Below are 18,004 nucleotides of genomic sequence, written 5' to 3'. Positions count from 1 at the left end.
ATAAATTATGTCAATGCAATCACAAGACATTATTCGTCGCTCTGCCACCAATTCCCTGACGCCTCCACCTCAGGTGCGAGACTACAAGGAAGAAGTGGCAAAGCTGATAGATGTCACCACCTGTATAGGCTGTAAAGCCTGTCAGGTGGCGTGTTCTGAGTGGAACGATATTCGTGACAAAATTGGAACTAACGTCGGTGTTTATGATAACCCGTTAGATTTAACGGCAAAGTCATGGACGGTGATGCGTTTTTCTGAGGTTGAAGAAAACGGCAGGTTTGAGTGGCTTATCCGTAAAGATGGCTGCATGCACTGTTATGATCCGGGCTGTTTGAAGGCATGTCCTTCAGAAGGTGCGATTGTTCAGTATAAAAACGGGATTGTCGATTTCCAATCAGAGCACTGCATCGGTTGTGGTTACTGTATTGCAGGTTGCCCATTTAATATTCCTCGTATTAATGAGCAAGATAATCGCGCCTATAAATGTACGCTGTGTGTAGACCGCGTGGAAGTTGGTCAAGAGCCTGCTTGCGTCAAAACCTGTCCAACAGGTGCGATTCATTTTGGTAGCAAAGAAGATATGACAGCGCTGGCGGCTGATCGTGTTACTGAACTGAAAACACGTGGCTACAACAATGCGGGTCTTTATGACCCAGAAGGTGTTGGTGGTACTCATGTGATGTATGTATTGCATCATGCGGATAAACCTCAGTTGTATCATGGATTACCAGAAAATCCGACAATCAGTCCAACAGTGACTTTCTGGAAAGGCATCTGGAAGCCATTAGCGGCGGTTGGTTTTGCGGCAACTTTTGCAGCGGCCATTTTCCACTATGTGGGCATTGGTCCAAACCGCGTCTCCAAAAAAGAGGAAGAAGAAGCATTGGCAGAAATGCCACGCCCACCATCTTCCGAAACTTCGAAACCAACCGAAGAGGAGGATAAAAAATGATACCGCAGGATAGTGATAAAATTATTCGCCATAAGCCGATTGAACGAATTAATCATTGGGCTGTTGTGATCTGCTTTTTATTCACGGCTATTAGTGGATTGGGATTCTTTTTCCCATCACTAAATTGGTTTATGAATATATTTGGTACACCACAATTGGCAAGGATACTTCATCCTTTTGTGGGTACAGCAATGTTCCTGTTATTCCTCTTTATGTTTTTCCGTTATTTTCATCACAATTTTATCACCAAAGGTGATCTGATGTGGGCGAAAGATATCGGTAAAGTGCTGACAAATAAAGAGGTTGGAGATGTTGGCCAATATAATCTCGGGCAGAAAGGGGTTTATTGGATCGTCTCCATTTGCTTAATCTTACTTGCTGTGAGTGGTGTGATTATGTGGCGCCCTTATTTTGCGGATTTTTTCTCAATCCCAATTTATCGTGCAGCTATTATTGTGCATTCACTGTCTGCAATTGCTTTAATCATTATGATTATTGTTCACGCGTATGCTGCCTTTTGGATTAAAGGTTCCATTCGCGCAATGGTTGAAGGTTGGGTGACTCGTGGTTGGGCAAAGCAACACCACCCACTTTGGTACCGCCAAATTATTGAAAAAGAAAAACAGCAGCTAGAAAAGCAAGAACAAGAGCAGAAAAAACAGCAGCAAGAGAAAAATTAATTTTTTAATTGCTGATAGCCCGAAAGGGTAATATAGAAAAATCAACCCACAAGGAATTTATTATATTTCTTGTGGGTTTTTTGTATTTGTCATTTATTTTAATGTTTTTTTACATTATTTTATCTATGTATATTTTTTGTGAACTGTTAATTTGAGTTGTTTATATAATATTAGATTACAAATTAATTTAATTTGTGTTAAATGTTTTTATATTTGCATTATATATTTTTGCTACTAATATCAATTTATAGTGAATTAAATGTCTTAATAAGATGATTATTAGCTTAAATATAAAATAAATAACATTCAAATATAATTCAATAATAATACATTCATTGTTGATTTATATTTAACTATACAAAGTACAAATTCATTTAAAAATCATAATATACTGAATTTTATTGAAAATAAATTTATATCGTAGTCTTTTTATGTAGATTGACAGAAGAGGTTTAATTTAATTAATCTAAATAAGAGAATTTAAATAAGATGATCATTTGTTCTTATTATGATTTATTGTGTATCGCTTTTAGATGACGTTAATAATTATTTATCCTTTAATCGGGTTTAAATAGTTTTAATGACTAAGAGTCATGAGTTAATGAGAATATTATTGTTGTGAATGCTAGAAATAACACCCACCTAGACATTCGATGCTATATTTATTATAATGGTATAAACTAATTTTTAATTAAAGCAAATCTATAAAAAACAATCTAAATATAATAATTCTTTTTTAATAATTAGAGTTACTCCACAGCTAAATAAAAACGACACTCTATTTACGATAGCTAAATAATGAGGTAATTCATGGATCTTCCTTTACAAGGTATTAAAGTACTCGATTTTACCGGAGTACAATCAGGGCCATCTTGTACTCAAATGCTAGCGTGGTTTGGGGCTGATGTAATTAAAATTGAGCGCCCTGGTGTGGGTGATGTCACCCGCAACCAATTAAGAGATATTCCTGATGTCGATGCTCTTTACTTTACGATGTTAAATAGTAACAAACGTTCAGTTGAGCTAAACACCAAAACGCCAGAAGGCAAAGAGGTTATGGAAAGGTTGATCAAACAGGCGGACGTTTTAGTTGAAAACTTCCACCCTGGTGCTATCGACCATATGGGATTTACTTGGGAACATATCCAAGAACTTAACCCGCGCCTAATTTTCGGGTCAATTAAAGGATTTGATGAAAACTCTCCTTACGCTGATGTTAAAGCGTATGAAAACGTGGCTCAAGCCGCGGGCGGTGCCGCATCTACAACTGGTTTTTGGGATGGCCCACCATTAGTGAGTGCAGCAGCACTCGGTGATAGTAATACGGGGATGCACCTGTTAATTGGTTTGTTAGCTGCGTTGTTACATCGTGAAAAAACAGGCAAAGGCCAGCGCGTTACGATGTCAATGCAGGATGCTGTACTGAACTTGTGCCGAGTTAAATTGCGTGACCAACAACGTTTAGAAAAAGTGGGTTATCTTGAAGAGTATCCACAATATCCAAATGGTAAATTTGGTGATGCTGTTCCTCGTGGTGGTAATGCGGGTGGTGGTGGTCAACCTGGTTGGATCTTGAAATGTAAAGGCTGGGAAACAGACCCGAACGCATATATTTATTTCACTATTCAAGAACAAGATTGGGAACAAACGTGTATTGCTATTGGTAAACCTGAGTGGGCAAATGATCCAGCTTATAATACTCCTCAAGCACGCCAACCCCATATTTTTGATATTTTTGCTGAAATTGAAAAATTCCTTGCTGACAAAGATAAGCACGAAGCTGTTGCTTACTTAAGTAAGTATGGTGTGCCTTGTGCGCCAGTATTGAGTATGAAAGAAATTGCTCATGACCAAACATTGCGCGATAGCGGCAGTGTTGTTGAAGTTGAACAACCAAAACGTGGGACTTTCCTCACTGTTGGTTGCCCAATGAAATTCTCATCTTTCACACCTGAGATTAAAAGTGCTCCACTGTTAGGCGAACATACAGATGAAGTCCTAACAGAATTGGGTTACAGCGCAGAGCAAATTGCTTCTATGCGTGCAAATAAAGCGATTTAATCTTAAATGAAAATCAAGGAGCTTGTGTCACAAGCTCCTTCGACATTGTTATGAGGTGGACATGTCTACTGAGCAAACTCAAAACCTGACAGATGGTATGCATATTATTGTTGATGCGCTGAAAAAGAATGACATCGACACAATTTATGGCGTGGTTGGTATTCCAGTAACGGATATGGCGAGACATGCTCAAGCTGAAGGTATTCGTTATATTGGTTTTCGTCATGAACAATCAGCAGGAAATGCAGCGGCAATTAGCGGTTTCTTGACTCAAAAACCCGGCATTTGTCTTACCGTTTCTGCACCGGGCTTCTTAAATGGCATGGTAGCACTCGCTAATGCGACAACGAACGGTTTTCCTATGATCCAAATTAGTGGTTCTAGTGATAGGGCGATTATCGACCTACAACAGGGCGACTATGAAGAATTAGATCAAATGAATACGGCGAAGCCATTTGTTAAAGCTTCTTATCGTGTGAATAAACCCGAAGATTTGGGAATTGCTTTAGCTCGTGCAATCAGAGCTTCCGTCTCAGGTCGCCCAGGTGGTGTGTATCTTGATTTAACAACGGAAGTCTTAGCTGCCGTTATGGATAAAGATGCCGCGGATAAAACGATATTTAAAGTTGAAGATCCTGCTCCACGCCAGTTGCCTGCACCTGAATCTGTAGAGAAAGCGCTTAAGTTGCTTGCTAATGCCAAAAGCCCACTCATTATTTTGGGTAAAGGTGCAGCTTATGCACAAGCTGATGAAAATATTCGTCAATTTATTGAAACAATAGGTATTCCTTATCTACCTATGTCAATGGCAAAAGGCCTATTGCCTGATGATCATCCACAATCTGCGGCATCTGCACGTTCTCATGCCCTTGAAAATGCAGATGTTGTTGTTCTGATGGGTGCGCGTTTAAATTGGCTACTTGACCACGGTAAAGGTAAACATTGGTCACCGAATACTCAATTTATTCAATTAGATATTGAGCCTTCAGAAATTGATAGTAACCGCCCAATTGCTGCGCCTGTTGTGGGAGATATTTATTCCAGTATTGAAGCTTTATTGGCTGGCTTGAAAGCCATTCCGGTTAAATCACCAAGTGAATGGATGGCTGGTATTGATGAGCAGAAGAAAATTAATAGCGCGAAGATGGCTGTTAAGCTCAATACTGATACTTCCCCAATGAACTATTTCAATGCATTACGCGCAGTTCGTGATGTTTTGGTTGACCATAAAGATGTTTATGTGGTGAACGAAGGGGCAAATACCCTTGATAATGCTCGTAATATCATTGACATGTATCAACCTCGCCAGCGTTTAGATTGCGGTACATGGGGTGTGATGGGAATTGGTATGGGTTATGCCGTCGGTGCTGCTGTCACAAGTGGTAAGCCTGTAGTTGCCATTGAAGGTGATAGTGCATTTGGTTTTAGCGGCATGGAAATTGAGACGATTTGTCGCTACCAACTGCCAGTCACTGTACTCATTTTCAATAATGGCGGTATTTACCGTGGTGATGGTGTAAACCTTCACGGTGATAAAGACCCTTGCCCAACAGTTTTAATGGCGAGTGCACGTTATGACAAAATGATCGAGGCTTTTGGTGGAGTTGGGTATAACGCAACCACGCCAGATGAACTCCAGCAAGCATTAAAAGCAGGATTAACATCAGGTAAACCGACATTAATTAACGTGGTTATCGACCCAGCGGTTGGGACAGAAAGTGGTCATATTGGCAACTTAAACCCAAAATCTGTAGTGAAAAACTGATCATTTCTTAACGAAATAAAAAATTAAATCATCATCGCGTCATTTTGCGATATCCAAAAGAATTTGAGCCACAGTGATCCTTGTTGTGGCTCAAATTCCGGTGCATATCAAATGGCGTGGGGTTGTTTATGCCAAAAATAGGTGAGTCTGATGGCTGATTTTATGTTTAAGATATTTATGAGCGATTTATTGCCCATAATTATCATCATGGTATTGGGATATGTGAGTGGTAGACGAAATGTGTTTACTGATGACCAAGCCAAAGCATTTAATAAACTCGTATTAAACTATGCGTTACCCGCGGCACTATTTGTCTCATTAGTTCGCGCTAATCGTGACATGATTTTTGCCGACATGAAACTCACGATTATTTCATTAGTTGTACTGTTACTGTGTTTCTTTTTTACCTTCTTTAGCTGCAAAAAATTCTTTAAACATTCCCGACCTGAAGCGGCTGTTTGTGCCTTAATTGCAGGTTCACCAACAATTGGGTTTCTCGGTTTTGCGGTTTTAGATCCAATTTACGGTGATACTGTTTCAACAGGTCTTGTTGTTGCCATTATTTCAATTATCGTCAATGCGATTACCATTCCTATTGGGCTGTTCTTACTTAATCCATCAAGTGCTAATGGTGGGAAAGGTGGTAGTGGTATGCAATCGCTGATCTCTGCATTTAAAGAGCCAGTGGTATGGTCACCTATCTTAGCGACAGTCTTAGTGCTTGTTGGTATCAAAATTCCAGATGTTTGGGACCCGACTTTTGACTTAATCGCTAAAGCAAACTCCGGGGTTGCGGTATTTGCTGCGGGACTGACTTTAGCTGCCAATAAGTTCGAATTTGATGGTGAAATTATTTATAACACCATGCTGAAGCTTGTTTTAATGCCCGCGTTAATGTTAATCGCAGGCCTGCTATTTCATATGGAATCTGAACAACTTCAAATGATGGTCTTAGCGGGTGCGCTTCCTCCTGCATTCTCAGGCACGATTATTGCGAGTCGATTTGGTATTTATACCCGAACAGGGACTGCATCACTCGCGGTCAGTGTTATCGGGTTTATTATCGCCGCACCATTATGGATTTATATTGCTCGGCTTGTGTCATGACGCAATGTATAAAAAAGCATCAATAGGAAATTAATACTATAAACAAAGTGGGATAACAGCATGATTTGTCCCCACTTTGTTTTATTAGCCGAAAATCAAAGGATCACTATGACTTATCCATTACCACTTGACGGGATCCGTGTTTTGGATTTTACGGGAGTACAATCTGGACCATCTTGTACCCAAATGTTGGCTTGGTTTGGGGCGGATGTGATTAAAATAGAGCGTCCGGGTGTTGGTGACGTGACTCGAAATCAACTGAGAGATATTCCGAATGTTGATGCACTTTATTTTACTATGCTCAATAGTAATAAACGCTCATTAGAGTTGAATACAAAAACACCTGAAGGTAAAGAAGTGATGGAGAAGTTAATCCGTCAAGCTGATATTTTAGTTGAAAACTTCCATCCAGGTGCAATTGATCATATGGGTTTCACTTGGGAACATATTCAGGAGCTCAATCCGCGCCTTATTTTTGGCTCAATTAAAGGTTTTAATGAAAACTCGCCTTATGCAGATGTAAAAGCCTATGAAAATGTGGCTCAATCTGCGGGCGGTGCGGCATCAACAACTGGCTTTCCTGATGGTCCTCCCGTTGTCAGTGCTGCTGCTTTAGGTGATAGTAATACAGGAATGCACCTTCTTATTGGATTATTGACCGCTTTATTACATCGAGAAAAAACGGGCAAAGGTCAGCGCATCACTATGTCGATGCAGGATGCGGTTTTAAATATGTGTCGTGTTAAATTACGTGACCAACAGCGATTAGAAAAACTCGGCTTTTTAGAAGAATATCCTCAATATCCTAATGGTACATTTGGTGATGCAGTTCCTCGTGGTGGTAATGCGAGTGGCGGTGGTCAACCGGGTACTATGTTAAAATGCAAAGGCAGTGATACAGACCCGAATGCTTATATTTACTTTATCAATCAAGATCATAATTGGGAAAATACCTGTGATGCCATAGGTAAACCAGAATGGAAAACAGATCCCGCCTTTATAACAACAGAAGCCCGAGTCAGTCATATTCAAGACGTTTGGGATGCTATTGAAGATATTGCAAAAGATAAAGATAAACATCAATTAACAGATTATTTCGATCAATTYKGTGTGCCTTGCTCTGCTGTTTTGAGTATGAAGGAAATAATTGATGATAAATCATTACGAGACAGCGGTACTATTGTTGAAGTTGAACAACCTCAACGCGGAAGTTATTTAACCGTTGGTTGCCCTATGAAGTTTTCAGCATTTACGCCTGAAATAAAAAGTGCACCTTTATTAGGTCAACATAATAACGAAGTATTAAAAGAGCTTGGTTATAGTGATGAACAAATAACGGCGATGAAACAAAAAAATGTAATTTAGAAAAAATAAGCTCAATAGTAAAAATATGAAATAAAACCATTGAGCTTATATTTTCCAATTAAGATTATCTTAAATTGATATTTAATATTATCTAATAACCTTATTAATTTATGAGGGTGTTTGTTACTGCTTAATTTTTTCATTAAAAATAATCGGTGATTATTCCCAGATTTATTCTTGATATTAGCAAGGTTATTATTCAATAAGGATAAATAATATGAGTCAGGTACAAATTAAAAAAACAAGTAAAGTCGCAGCTGTAGATTTTATTCCTGCTTGGGGTGATTTAGACGGTAATATTCGTCGCTTGGCAGAAGCAGTAGAAAAAGTCGCAGCTCAAGGTGTTGATTATGCAGTGTTCCCGGAAACGGCTGTGAGTGGTTATTTATTTTCTGACTCAACGGAATTAGCACCTTATTTAGATACCATCCCCGGAAAAACCACCGCTGCTATTTTACCTATATTAGCAAGTACGGGCATGTATATGAGCGTTGGGATTGCAGAGCGTGATACAAAAACAGGATTAGCTTATAATTCCGCAGTATTAATGGGGCCTGAAGAGATTATTGGGACATACCGTAAAATTGGTTTAAATTCTCAGGATCAAAAAGTTTTTGCACCGAGTAATACAGGCGTCAAAACCTTTGATACGCCAATTGGCCGTATTGCCCTGCTTATTTGTTATGATGATACTTATTGGCAATATGTCAGATTAGCAGCATTAGAAGGTGCACAAATTATTGGTTGGCATTCGGTATCTGACCGTATGATGCCAAATGCAAGCCCAGCCGAAATGTTAGGTGACCATTCAACGGTTGCTCATGTGCAACATATGAGTGCTTTCAATGGGATGTGGGTGATTTGTGCAACTCGTAGTGGCATTGAAACTAACCCAATCACCAAGGGTCAACTCTATTATAATGGCGGCTCAAGTGTATGGTCTCCATCTGGCCATAAAGTTGCTCAAGCGCCTGTAGTCAGCCCTCTTGAGTTAGAACCTGGCCTAAATGGTATTTTCACAGCAACTATCGACCTTGATGAAGCTGATAAGCAGCGTGAATCAATGCTGGCGAAACGCCGTCCTGAGCTATATTTTCCTACGTTAGCTTTGCATCGTAGCCCAACTGATATTAATGCAACAACTCACATTGCTAAAACGACATTAATCGCGGCGCAATGGGATAAAGCATCTTCTAATTTGACAGAAGTAAAAGTAGGTGAAAACGAGCTATTAGTATTACCAGAATTATCAAGTTTGCCTTACACCAATGACCCAAATATTGTTTTGTCTAAAGCAGAGAAGCAAGGTGGTGATTTTGAGCAAAGCCTATGCAAAATTGCTGCAGAAGGGAAAGGTTACGTAGTAGGAAGTTACCCTGAAATTGATGTCGATAAATTATATCATACCGTTGTATTAGCAGGGCCAGCAGGTGAAATTCTTGCAAGATACCGTGCAACACATCTTAATGAACGCGATCAGGGCTGGGCAAGTGCTGGACAATCGATTAGTGTAACAGTCACGCCAATTGGACGCATAGCATTAGCGGTAGCGCATGAATTAGAAGTGGTTGAATTAGGCGGCTTATATAGCACACAGCGTGCAGATATTATTGCAGCGCCAGCAGGTCTGCCAAGTGATTTACGCGTAGAAATAGCAAGTCACTTATATTCAGTTGATAACCCACCAACAGACCGAGCAGATTTTATCCCATACGCGACAGCAACTATGCATCAGCTATGGGTAGTCTGTGGTGGTCGAAGTGATAAAGATTTCACTTCAGCAGGGATTTATGGGCCAGAACCAGTGGTATTAACGCCAACATTAACGGCGGATCGTGGTGCTCCAGAGGTCAGATTGCAAACTCAGGTGCCGGCGCCATTTACCTGGATTAATCAGGAACGTTTGATTAGCGGGCAACAGGCTATTTGGTTTCCTCCCTTAACCAAATAATACCCGTCATTCTTCGCGCCACAGCGTTGTTGACTGCGTGCAGCTACCCAAGTCTATGCTCCTTGGGATAGCTTTACTTGTCGCCTAGCTGTGGCACGAATTATTTAGGGTATTGATGTGTGAATACTTCTCATCAAAGTAATAGCGATGTGTGAATACATACTTTTGCTTTATTTTGAATTATCGTATTTTTAGCAATACTACTTTAAGTTTTTTCTCGATAAATATTCGTTTTTTGTTAGACAACTCAATCTAATTACCTTGATTGTATTCGATGTGACTCGCAATATTTTTTAAAACACCGATAATATCGGTTAAATTTCAGACTGTAAAATATCATATATATAATATAAACCATGACTATATCGCAAACACAAAAAACACATAGCAAGGAAGCTCTGATAAAAACATTGCATTTTTTCGGTGTTATTGCGTCTATAATTTTAATTATTAGTATCTCTCTTGAAACTTTTCGCCATGACCCATTCATGGCACATTCAATTTATTTTGATATCCAATTTTGGATTTGTATTTATTTTACAGTAGACTTTTTTATTTTCTTTTTTCTATCGGAAAATAAAAAGAAGTTTATAGCTAAATATTCAATCGTTATATTTTTATCGATACCTTATTTAAGCATTTTCGATTATACCTCGATTCAATTTACTCAAGAGCAAATCTACCTCATCCGTTTTATCCCATTATTTAGAGGTGGTGCGGCTCTTATTATGTTAATGACGATGATAGTGAAGAGAAACTCTACTGCACTATTTCTCTCATATATTTTGCTGTTATTCGCAATTGTTTACTTTATTAGCTTGATGTTTTTCATTTTTGAAAGAGGTAGCAATGCCGATGTGAAAAACTATGGTGATGCTATTTGGTGGGCAGCAATGACAGTAACAACATTGGGATCAAATATTATCCCCGTTACGACAGCAGGAAAAGTGGTCACGACAATACTTGCTGCAACAGGGATGACCGTTTTCCCAATCTTTACAGTCTATTTTACGACTGTAATTAGCCGATTAAGCCAGTCGGATAATAATTCAAATACACCAAAAAAGGTTTAATTTTCATGACAACACCTGTATCCAAAATTCCATTTATGCAATTACCAACAATCGCTTTCTTGCTAGCAATTACTTCAGGAATGCTAGATGGTTATGCTTTCTTTACAACGAAATCTTTTGCTACGTTCCAGTCTGGTAACATTATTATGCTGGGCTATGAATTTGCGAAACATGGGCTAGCTGCGGTGATACCTTATGTTATCGCTATTATCTCTTTTGGTGCTGGTGCGATGATCCTAGCATGGTTGAGATACCGCTATAATACGAATGAAAAAACGTGGACATTTACGCTACTTTCATTAGAGATTATTTTACTGATTTTACTTGTTGCCTACATTTACTTCTTTAAAGTAGAAGCAAGCGGTTTCCATGCTGTATGGGCATTATCATTTATTGCGGGTATGCAAGGTAATGCATTCCATAAAATCAATGGAATGTTATATGGAAATATTGCAGTGACATTAAATGTCCAACTTGGCTTTAGCTCTTTAGCGGAATCAGTGGCATTTAAAGGCCAAGAAAGAAGAGAAGCACTTTATAAAAGTTATTGCTACTTTTTGACATTATTTGGCTTTGCGGGTGGCGCATTTATGATGGCAATGCTTGCCGATTACGCGAGAGAATATGCTTTATTAATGACATTAGTACCGCTGTGCTTGATCTTTACAATGGGGCATCATTTATCAAGAGAAGATAAAAACATCATTATTGACTCAAATTAGTTGAGTTTAAAAAACCAGATACAATATTACCAGATACAATATTAATGTATCTGGTTTACTCAAACGTGTTATTTTCCACTTTAATCACTCCTTATTTCCTTATCGTATTCCTTTTGCTTAATATCAAGTCATTAATTTAGTGGTTTCTATCTATCCGTTAATGACGTAATAACATCCTATTTGTTAGCAGGATAACAGCAATTTTGTACAAATTAGCATAATATGGAATAGTGTAGTTTTAAGAATATGAGATGATTATCTCCTATAACTTATAATGAGTCGTCGTTTTAAATATAAAAGAGAGCAATGATATGGGTATTCGTATCGTCCCTAAAGAAGATTTAGGACAAGAAAGGTTAAAAGAAAAAGGAATTGGTTTTATCCCTCCAGTTCTATTCCCAAATCTGAAAAACCTGTACCAACGACGAGCTGAAAGATTAAAACAACTCGCAATTGGCGAGCATCCTTTTGCAGATTATCTTAACTTTGCCGCGGATGTTGCTATGGCGCAAAATAGTGCGCAATTTGATAATCCACTAGAAATGGATATGAATGCTGTATTGGCTCATGCGACAGCAACCAATACACCTCCGCTTGATACAAAAACATTTCCACGTACGCATCATTGGCACAAAATCTTGCAATCAATTATTGCTGAGCTATTGCCAGTGGTACCAGAAACGGTGCGTTCTACACTCGAAAATTTATCGAAAGAATCTGATAGCGAGTTAAAAGTAATGGCTTCCGCATTGCTTAATGAACAATTTGAAAAAGTGCCTGCCGATAAATCAATGTTTATTTGGGCTGCATTATCTGTTTATTGGGCGCAAATGGCAGCACAAATTCCCGGTAAAGCTCGAGCAGAAGAGGGCGATCATCGCCATTTTTGCCCAGTTTGTCATAGCATGCCGGTTTCAAGTATTGTTCAGATTGGCTCATCTCAAGGGCTGCGTTATTTGCACTGTAATCTTTGTGAAACCGAGTGGCATATGGTGCGAGTGAAATGCAGTAATTGCGAAGAGACTCGTGACCTCAATTATTGGTCATTGGATGATGAAAATGCGGCAGTAAAAGCAGAAAGCTGTGGTGATTGCGGAAGTTATCTGAAAATCTTGTACCAAGAAAAAGAGGTTAATGTTGAAGCTGTTGCCGATGATTTAGCGTCTATTATCCTTGATGCTCGTATGGAAGAAGAAGGCTTTGCGCGTAGTAGCATCAACCCATTTTTATTTCCTGGTGAAAAGTAACTGAGAAGAGAATAATTGTCATGCCAGACTCTAATGCGTCCCTTTATCGTCAACTTCCATCAATCGATAAACTATTACAGCTCAGTGATGTTCAGGCCTTGGTCGAAAAATCAGGATTGCATTGGGTTACTGAGAACTTGCGTAGCATGCAAGAACAAGCACGTGAATGTATTCAACAGCAAGGTTCATTACCAAGTTGGCACGATAATTGGGGAGCTAAGCTAGTACAAAATCATGATGCTATGCAAGAAAGCGCATTAAAGTCTGTCTTCAATTTAACTGGAACCGTTTTACATACTAACCTTGGACGGGCGGTAATGGCACAGTCGGCAATGACTGCGGTGAGTAGAGTAATGAGCTCTCCTGTCACCTTGGAGTATTCACTCGATGGTGCAACGCGTGGACATCGTGATCGCCCATTAGCTGATTTGCTGTGCCAATTAACAGGCGCTGAAGATGCTTGTATTGTGAATAATAATGCGGCGGCTGTTCTTTTGTTACTCGCCACTTTGGCACAAGGTCGGCAAGTCATAGTTTCTCGCGGTGAACTTGTCGAGATTGGTGGTGCTTTTCGTGTGCCTGATGTGATGAGCCAAGCTGGTTGCCAACTGGTTGAAGTGGGTACAACAAACCGAACTCATTTACGTGATTATGAACACGCCATCAATGAAAATACGGCATTATTGATGAAAGTTCATACCAGTAATTACAGCATTGAAGGTTTTACCGCAGAAGTTGATGGCGCACAATTGGCTCAATTAGGTCAGCAATATCAACTACCAACAGCGATTGATTTGGGCAGCGGTTCAATGGTGGATATGGGTAAATACGGGCTACCTGTTGAACCCATGCCACATACTTATCTTGCTCAAGGCATTGATTTAGTCTCTATTTCTGGCGATAAGCTGTTAGGCGGCCCGCAGGCTGGTATTATTCTTGGTAAGAAAAAATGGATTGAAGCCATTCAAAAACACCCTCTTAAACGTGCTTTGCGTGCTGATAAAATGACATTAGCGGCTTTAGAAGCGACTTTACAGCTATATCTTACACCTGAAAAACTTGTCTCTGAGTTACCGACATTACGTTGGTTGACCCGTGATGCAGAAGAGATAAAGACACGCGCAGAGCGGATTCTTGTACCATTACAAGCTTTTTATGGTGACAATTTTATTGTTGAAATAGAACAATGCCAATCACAAATTGGTAGTGGCTCACTTCCTGTTGATAGGCTACCAAGTTATGCCATTACTTTTTCACCTTTAGAAAAACATGGCTATTCACTGGCTCAACTTGCAGAGCATTGGCGTCAATCACCACAGCCTGTAATAGGCAGACTTAAAGAGGGGAAATTGTGGCTTGATTTACGTTGTCTCGATGATGAACACAGCTTATTACAGGTACTTCTCTCATGATTTTTGCAACGGCAGGCCATGTTGATCATGGTAAGACATCCTTAATTCAAGCCGTTACGGGTGTGAATACGGCTCACTTACCAGAAGAGAAAAAGCGCGGGATGACCATTGATTTGGGCTATGCTTATTGGCCTCAAGCTGATGGTAGTTCAATTGGTTTCATTGATGTTCCTGGACATGAAAAGTTTTTAGGTAACATGTTGGCTGGGGTTGGTGGTGTTAATCATGCTTTATTGGTTATTGCATGTGATGATGGTGTGATGGCGCAAACACGTGAGCATTTAGCCATTTTACGTTTGGCTGGATGCCAAAATATTACCGCAATCTTGACTAAGGCTGATCGCGTTGATGATGAGCAAATTGCTCGGGTGACAGAACACGTTATTGATGAATTAAGCCGACAAGGTTGGCAGGATGTTCCCCTGTTTGTCACCTCAGTTATTGATAATCAAGGTATTGAGCTGTTACGCACCTGTTTACAGCAGTTACACCAACAATCATCCGTTCATCAAAATACACAGCAGCGTTTTCGATTAGCAATCGACCGCGTATTTCATGTTAAAGGTGCAGGAATTGTTGTCACAGGAACCGCATTGGCGGGACAAATCTCTGTTGGTAGCGAGCTGTGGCTTACTGGCTCGAATACACCAGTCAGAGTTAGAGGGATCCATCGACAAAACCAACCGGCAGAATATGCTTTAGCAGGAGATCGCGTTGCTTTAAATCTCGTGGGAGATATCAGTAAAGAAGGGATTACCCGTGGGGATTGGTTGTTATCTCAGCAGCCATTTATGGCAGCAACAAGAGTGATTGTTGAGTTAACATGTGATTCAGTCATCAAGCATTGGCAACCTGTACATTTATACCATGGAGCAAGCCATATTACAGGGCGAGTATCTTTATTAACAGATATTGGTGAGACACCATTATTAGCTGAGCTTATTCTTGATACGCCATTGTGGCTAGTTGATAACGATAGACTGATTATTCGCGATATTGGTGCAAAAGAAACACTCGCATCTGCAAAAGTGATTCGTTTAACTTCTCCGCGCCGGGGTAAAAGGCTACCCGAATTTTTAGAATGGCTATGTCGCTTATGTAATGCGACTGATGAATTAACACATCTAAAATTATTATTGCCACAAGGTGAACTGGATCTGAATAGTTACGGTTGGGCTAGCCAGTTAACATTAGAAGCTATTGATACGCTACTTTCGCAAGTTGAGATTGTACGTGTTGGCACTTTAGTTTTATCCGAGTTTAAGGCAAAAGTTGCTAAAGAGCGATTAGTACAAATATTGTGTGATTTTCATGAAACGCACAGTGACCAAATTGGCGTTAGCAAAGCGCGATTAAAGCGAATGGCACTGCCCACAATGAGTGAGCCATTAGCCTATAAATTGATTAATGACCTAATTGATGAAGGCAGTATTAAACAAACTCGTGGTTGGCTACATGCTCCACAACATGGTTTAGCTTTTGATGAGAATCAGCAACAAATTTGGCAACAGGTCATTCCTTTATTCCCACAAACAGAGGCTTGGTGGGTTCGGGATCTCGCTAAAAAAACGGGTTATGAAGAAGATATTCTTCGACGTGTGATGAAAAAAGCCGCACAAATGGGACTCGTAACAGCAATTGTTCGTGATCGCTATTATAGCAGTGAGCAAATAAAACAATTTGCCGGATTAATTCAGCATTATTGTGCAGAAAAAGGTGAAATTTGTGTCGCTGATTTTCGTAATGAATTAGGTGTTGGGCGTAAATTAGCCGTTCAACTTCTTGAGTTTTTTGATAAAAGTGGCTTTACACGGCGCAAAGGCGATGCGCATTTTTTACGTGATAAAGGTATTTTTACCGAATAAAAAGTCAGTATAAACGAGTTACAAGCCGATAGCGTTTTTGATTATCATTTGTAACAAAGGTATCAGCTTTTACATGATGAATGGTAAACCTGATGAAAAGAGTTGTTTCTATTATTTATTTGCTAGTGATCTTACTGGGTTCTTTTATTTTAGTTTTTGAAAAAAGCAGTTTCATTTACCCCGCATTAATTTCCATAAGTGTATTTGCCGTCATTTTTGGGGCGATCTATTTCCTCACGGCAAGATGGCTTTTTTCTCTTGTCGTCACGGGCACCTTATTCATTATTATTAAATTTCTCAATCAGCTTAAGGTTCATTACTATAAAGAACAGTTATTCTATTCTGATCTCAAGGTGATGACAGATATAGAGAATATGGGCACATTAAGCCATTATTGGTTAGCTGGATTGGCTATTATTGGGTTGGTGCTTCTATTAATTATTAACGGAATTGTCAGTTGGCGTTTAGTCGCTTCTAAAAAGTCTTATGCTTGGCGAATTCTTGCTATTTGCTTAAGTGTGGGTGGCTATTTTGGTGCTAGTTTTGCATCGTCACATTATTATACTCAATGGACAAATAATTTACCTAAGGGGAAAGGGACAGTTACTAACCTTGTGATGTCATTCCATAAATCTGCTTATTCAGCACCACAAATTAATGGTTCATCAGATTACTTTTTGCAACAAGCTGCTGCAATATCATTACCTACTTCTGAATTATCAGAGAAGCCAGATATTTTGTTGTTATTACAAGAATCTACAGTAAATCCGCATATTTATAAATTACCTGCAGGAACTAATTTACCAAACCTATTTATGTTCCAACAAGATAAAGAATTGATCGCTCATAGTAACATGCGAGTTCAAACATTTGCTGGTGGAACATGGATATCAGAATTTGCTGCGTTAACGGGCTTAAATAGTGATGATTTTGGTACCCAAAAAAGTGGTGTTTTTTATTTTATAGTTGATCATCTTAATAACAGCCTATTTAAAGAGATGAAAGCAAACGGCTATTATACCGTGGTTTTAACTCCCTTTAATCGTGGGGCATACCATTCTGGTTATGCTTATAACACGTTGGGTGTAGATAAAATAATCCAACCGCAAGAACTTGGATATCCAGGTAAACTACAAGATAACTTATGGACTATCACAACAGAAGATATGTTGAAATATGCCAAAGAAATTTTATCTAAAGAGACAGATAAACCAATTTTTATTTTTTCACTCACCATGTATGAACACGGGCCTTACGAAGATAGCCATAGTGATGATTACAATCTGCAAGATAAAATTAAAAACAAAAATGCGGCAGGTGGATTTAGTCATTATATGGAGAAAATAGCGACATCAGATGGTGCGATTAGAAGTTTTGTGGAGTTTATGTCAAAACGCGAACGACCATTAATGTTTCTCTATTTTGGCGATCATCAACCCGGAATTAATTTAAATGAATATCAATTTGAGTTTGATAATCCTGCATTTATCACACAGTTTACATTGCGCGATAATTTAAAGTCAGACACGGCTATTAAAACAGGTAATTTGACGGATATTGCATTTCTTGGTGGGATCTTACTCGAACGGGCGAATTTAAAAGTATCACCATTTTATGAAGCCAATATTAAAATGCGCCATCTGTGTAATGGAAAATTAGATGATTGTGAAGATAAGCAATTGTTAGAAAGTTACCATCGTTATATTTATCATGATTTACAGGCGGCAAGTAAGCCAATAAAAAAATAACGCTAAGCCCTATTTTTGATGACAATATTGTGGTTAAAAATAGGGCACATCTTCCA

13 protein-coding genes are annotated in these 18,004 nt (G+C 39.1%); all 13 read left to right on the top strand.

Going from position 1 to position 18,004, the window contains the following annotated elements:
- The first annotated feature begins 7 nt into the window (after positions 1–7).
- Positions 8–952, top strand: a complete 945-nt coding sequence (fdxH, locus tag OO7_RS01650) for a formate dehydrogenase subunit beta (RefSeq protein WP_008914222.1) — start codon at positions 8–10, stop codon at positions 950–952.
- Positions 949–1,632 (top strand): formate dehydrogenase cytochrome b556 subunit, encoded by a 684-nt coding sequence (fdoI, locus tag OO7_RS01645; protein ID WP_008914221.1) that lies wholly within the window; start codon positions 949–951, stop codon positions 1,630–1,632. The genes fdxH and fdoI overlap by 4 nt, the downstream gene beginning before the upstream one ends.
- Positions 1,633–2,442: 810 nt before the next feature.
- Entirely contained in the window at positions 2,443–3,693 is a 1,251-nt protein-coding gene (gene frc, locus OO7_RS01640; protein WP_008914220.1) for a formyl-CoA transferase, read from the top strand.
- 61 nt (positions 3,694–3,754) lie between these two features.
- Positions 3,755–5,458 carry an oxalyl-CoA decarboxylase gene (oxc, locus tag OO7_RS01635; protein WP_008914219.1) on the top strand — a complete coding sequence of 568 codons (1,704 nt, stop codon included), beginning with the start codon at positions 3,755–3,757 and terminating at the stop codon, positions 5,456–5,458.
- A 162-nt stretch (positions 5,459–5,620) separates the two neighbouring features.
- On the top strand, positions 5,621–6,565 hold the full coding sequence (gene yfdV, locus OO7_RS01630) for a transporter YfdV (RefSeq protein ID WP_008914218.1): 945 nt from the start codon (positions 5,621–5,623) through the stop codon (positions 6,563–6,565).
- 108 nt (positions 6,566–6,673) lie between these two features.
- Complete coding sequence (frc, locus tag OO7_RS01625; protein WP_043892623.1) at positions 6,674–7,930, top strand: formyl-CoA transferase; 1,257 nt, start codon at positions 6,674–6,676, stop codon at positions 7,928–7,930.
- Between the two features lie 217 nt (positions 7,931–8,147).
- Positions 8,148–9,881 carry a nitrilase-related carbon-nitrogen hydrolase gene (locus tag OO7_RS01620; protein ID WP_008914216.1) on the top strand — a complete coding sequence of 578 codons (1,734 nt, stop codon included), beginning with the start codon at positions 8,148–8,150 and terminating at the stop codon, positions 9,879–9,881.
- 488 nt (positions 9,882–10,369) lie between these two features.
- On the top strand, positions 10,370–10,954 hold the full coding sequence (locus OO7_RS17405; protein ID WP_169337381.1) for an ion channel: 585 nt from the start codon (positions 10,370–10,372) through the stop codon (positions 10,952–10,954).
- A gap of 5 nt (positions 10,955–10,959) precedes the next feature.
- Positions 10,960–11,676, top strand: coding sequence for a YoaK family protein (locus OO7_RS01610; RefSeq protein WP_008914214.1), 717 nt, complete (start codon positions 10,960–10,962; stop codon positions 11,674–11,676).
- Positions 11,677–11,987: 311 nt separating this feature from the next.
- Positions 11,988–12,923, top strand: a complete 936-nt coding sequence (gene fdhE / locus OO7_RS01605; RefSeq protein WP_008914213.1) for a formate dehydrogenase accessory protein FdhE — start codon at positions 11,988–11,990, stop codon at positions 12,921–12,923.
- A gap of 20 nt (positions 12,924–12,943) precedes the next feature.
- On the top strand, positions 12,944–14,335 hold the full coding sequence (selA, locus tag OO7_RS01600) for an L-seryl-tRNA(Sec) selenium transferase (RefSeq protein ID WP_008914212.1): 1,392 nt from the start codon (positions 12,944–12,946) through the stop codon (positions 14,333–14,335).
- Positions 14,332–16,200, top strand: coding sequence for a selenocysteine-specific translation elongation factor (gene selB, locus OO7_RS01595; protein WP_008914211.1), 1,869 nt, complete (start codon positions 14,332–14,334; stop codon positions 16,198–16,200). Before selA ends, selB begins: the two co-directional genes overlap by 4 nt.
- Positions 16,201–16,292: 92 nt before the next feature.
- The gene (locus tag OO7_RS01590; protein WP_008914210.1) at positions 16,293–17,948 is read left to right on the top strand and encodes an LTA synthase family protein; all 1,656 of its coding nucleotides are present in this window, start codon (positions 16,293–16,295) and stop codon (positions 17,946–17,948) included.
- The last annotated feature ends 56 nt before the right edge of the window (positions 17,949–18,004 follow it).

The organism is Providencia sneebia DSM 19967, from assembly GCF_000314895.2.
Taxonomy (GTDB): Bacteria; Pseudomonadota; Gammaproteobacteria; order Enterobacterales; family Enterobacteriaceae; genus Providencia; species Providencia sneebia.
Note: the sequence above shows the minus strand (reverse complement) of the source record. Positions and strands in the feature narration are given on the sequence as shown.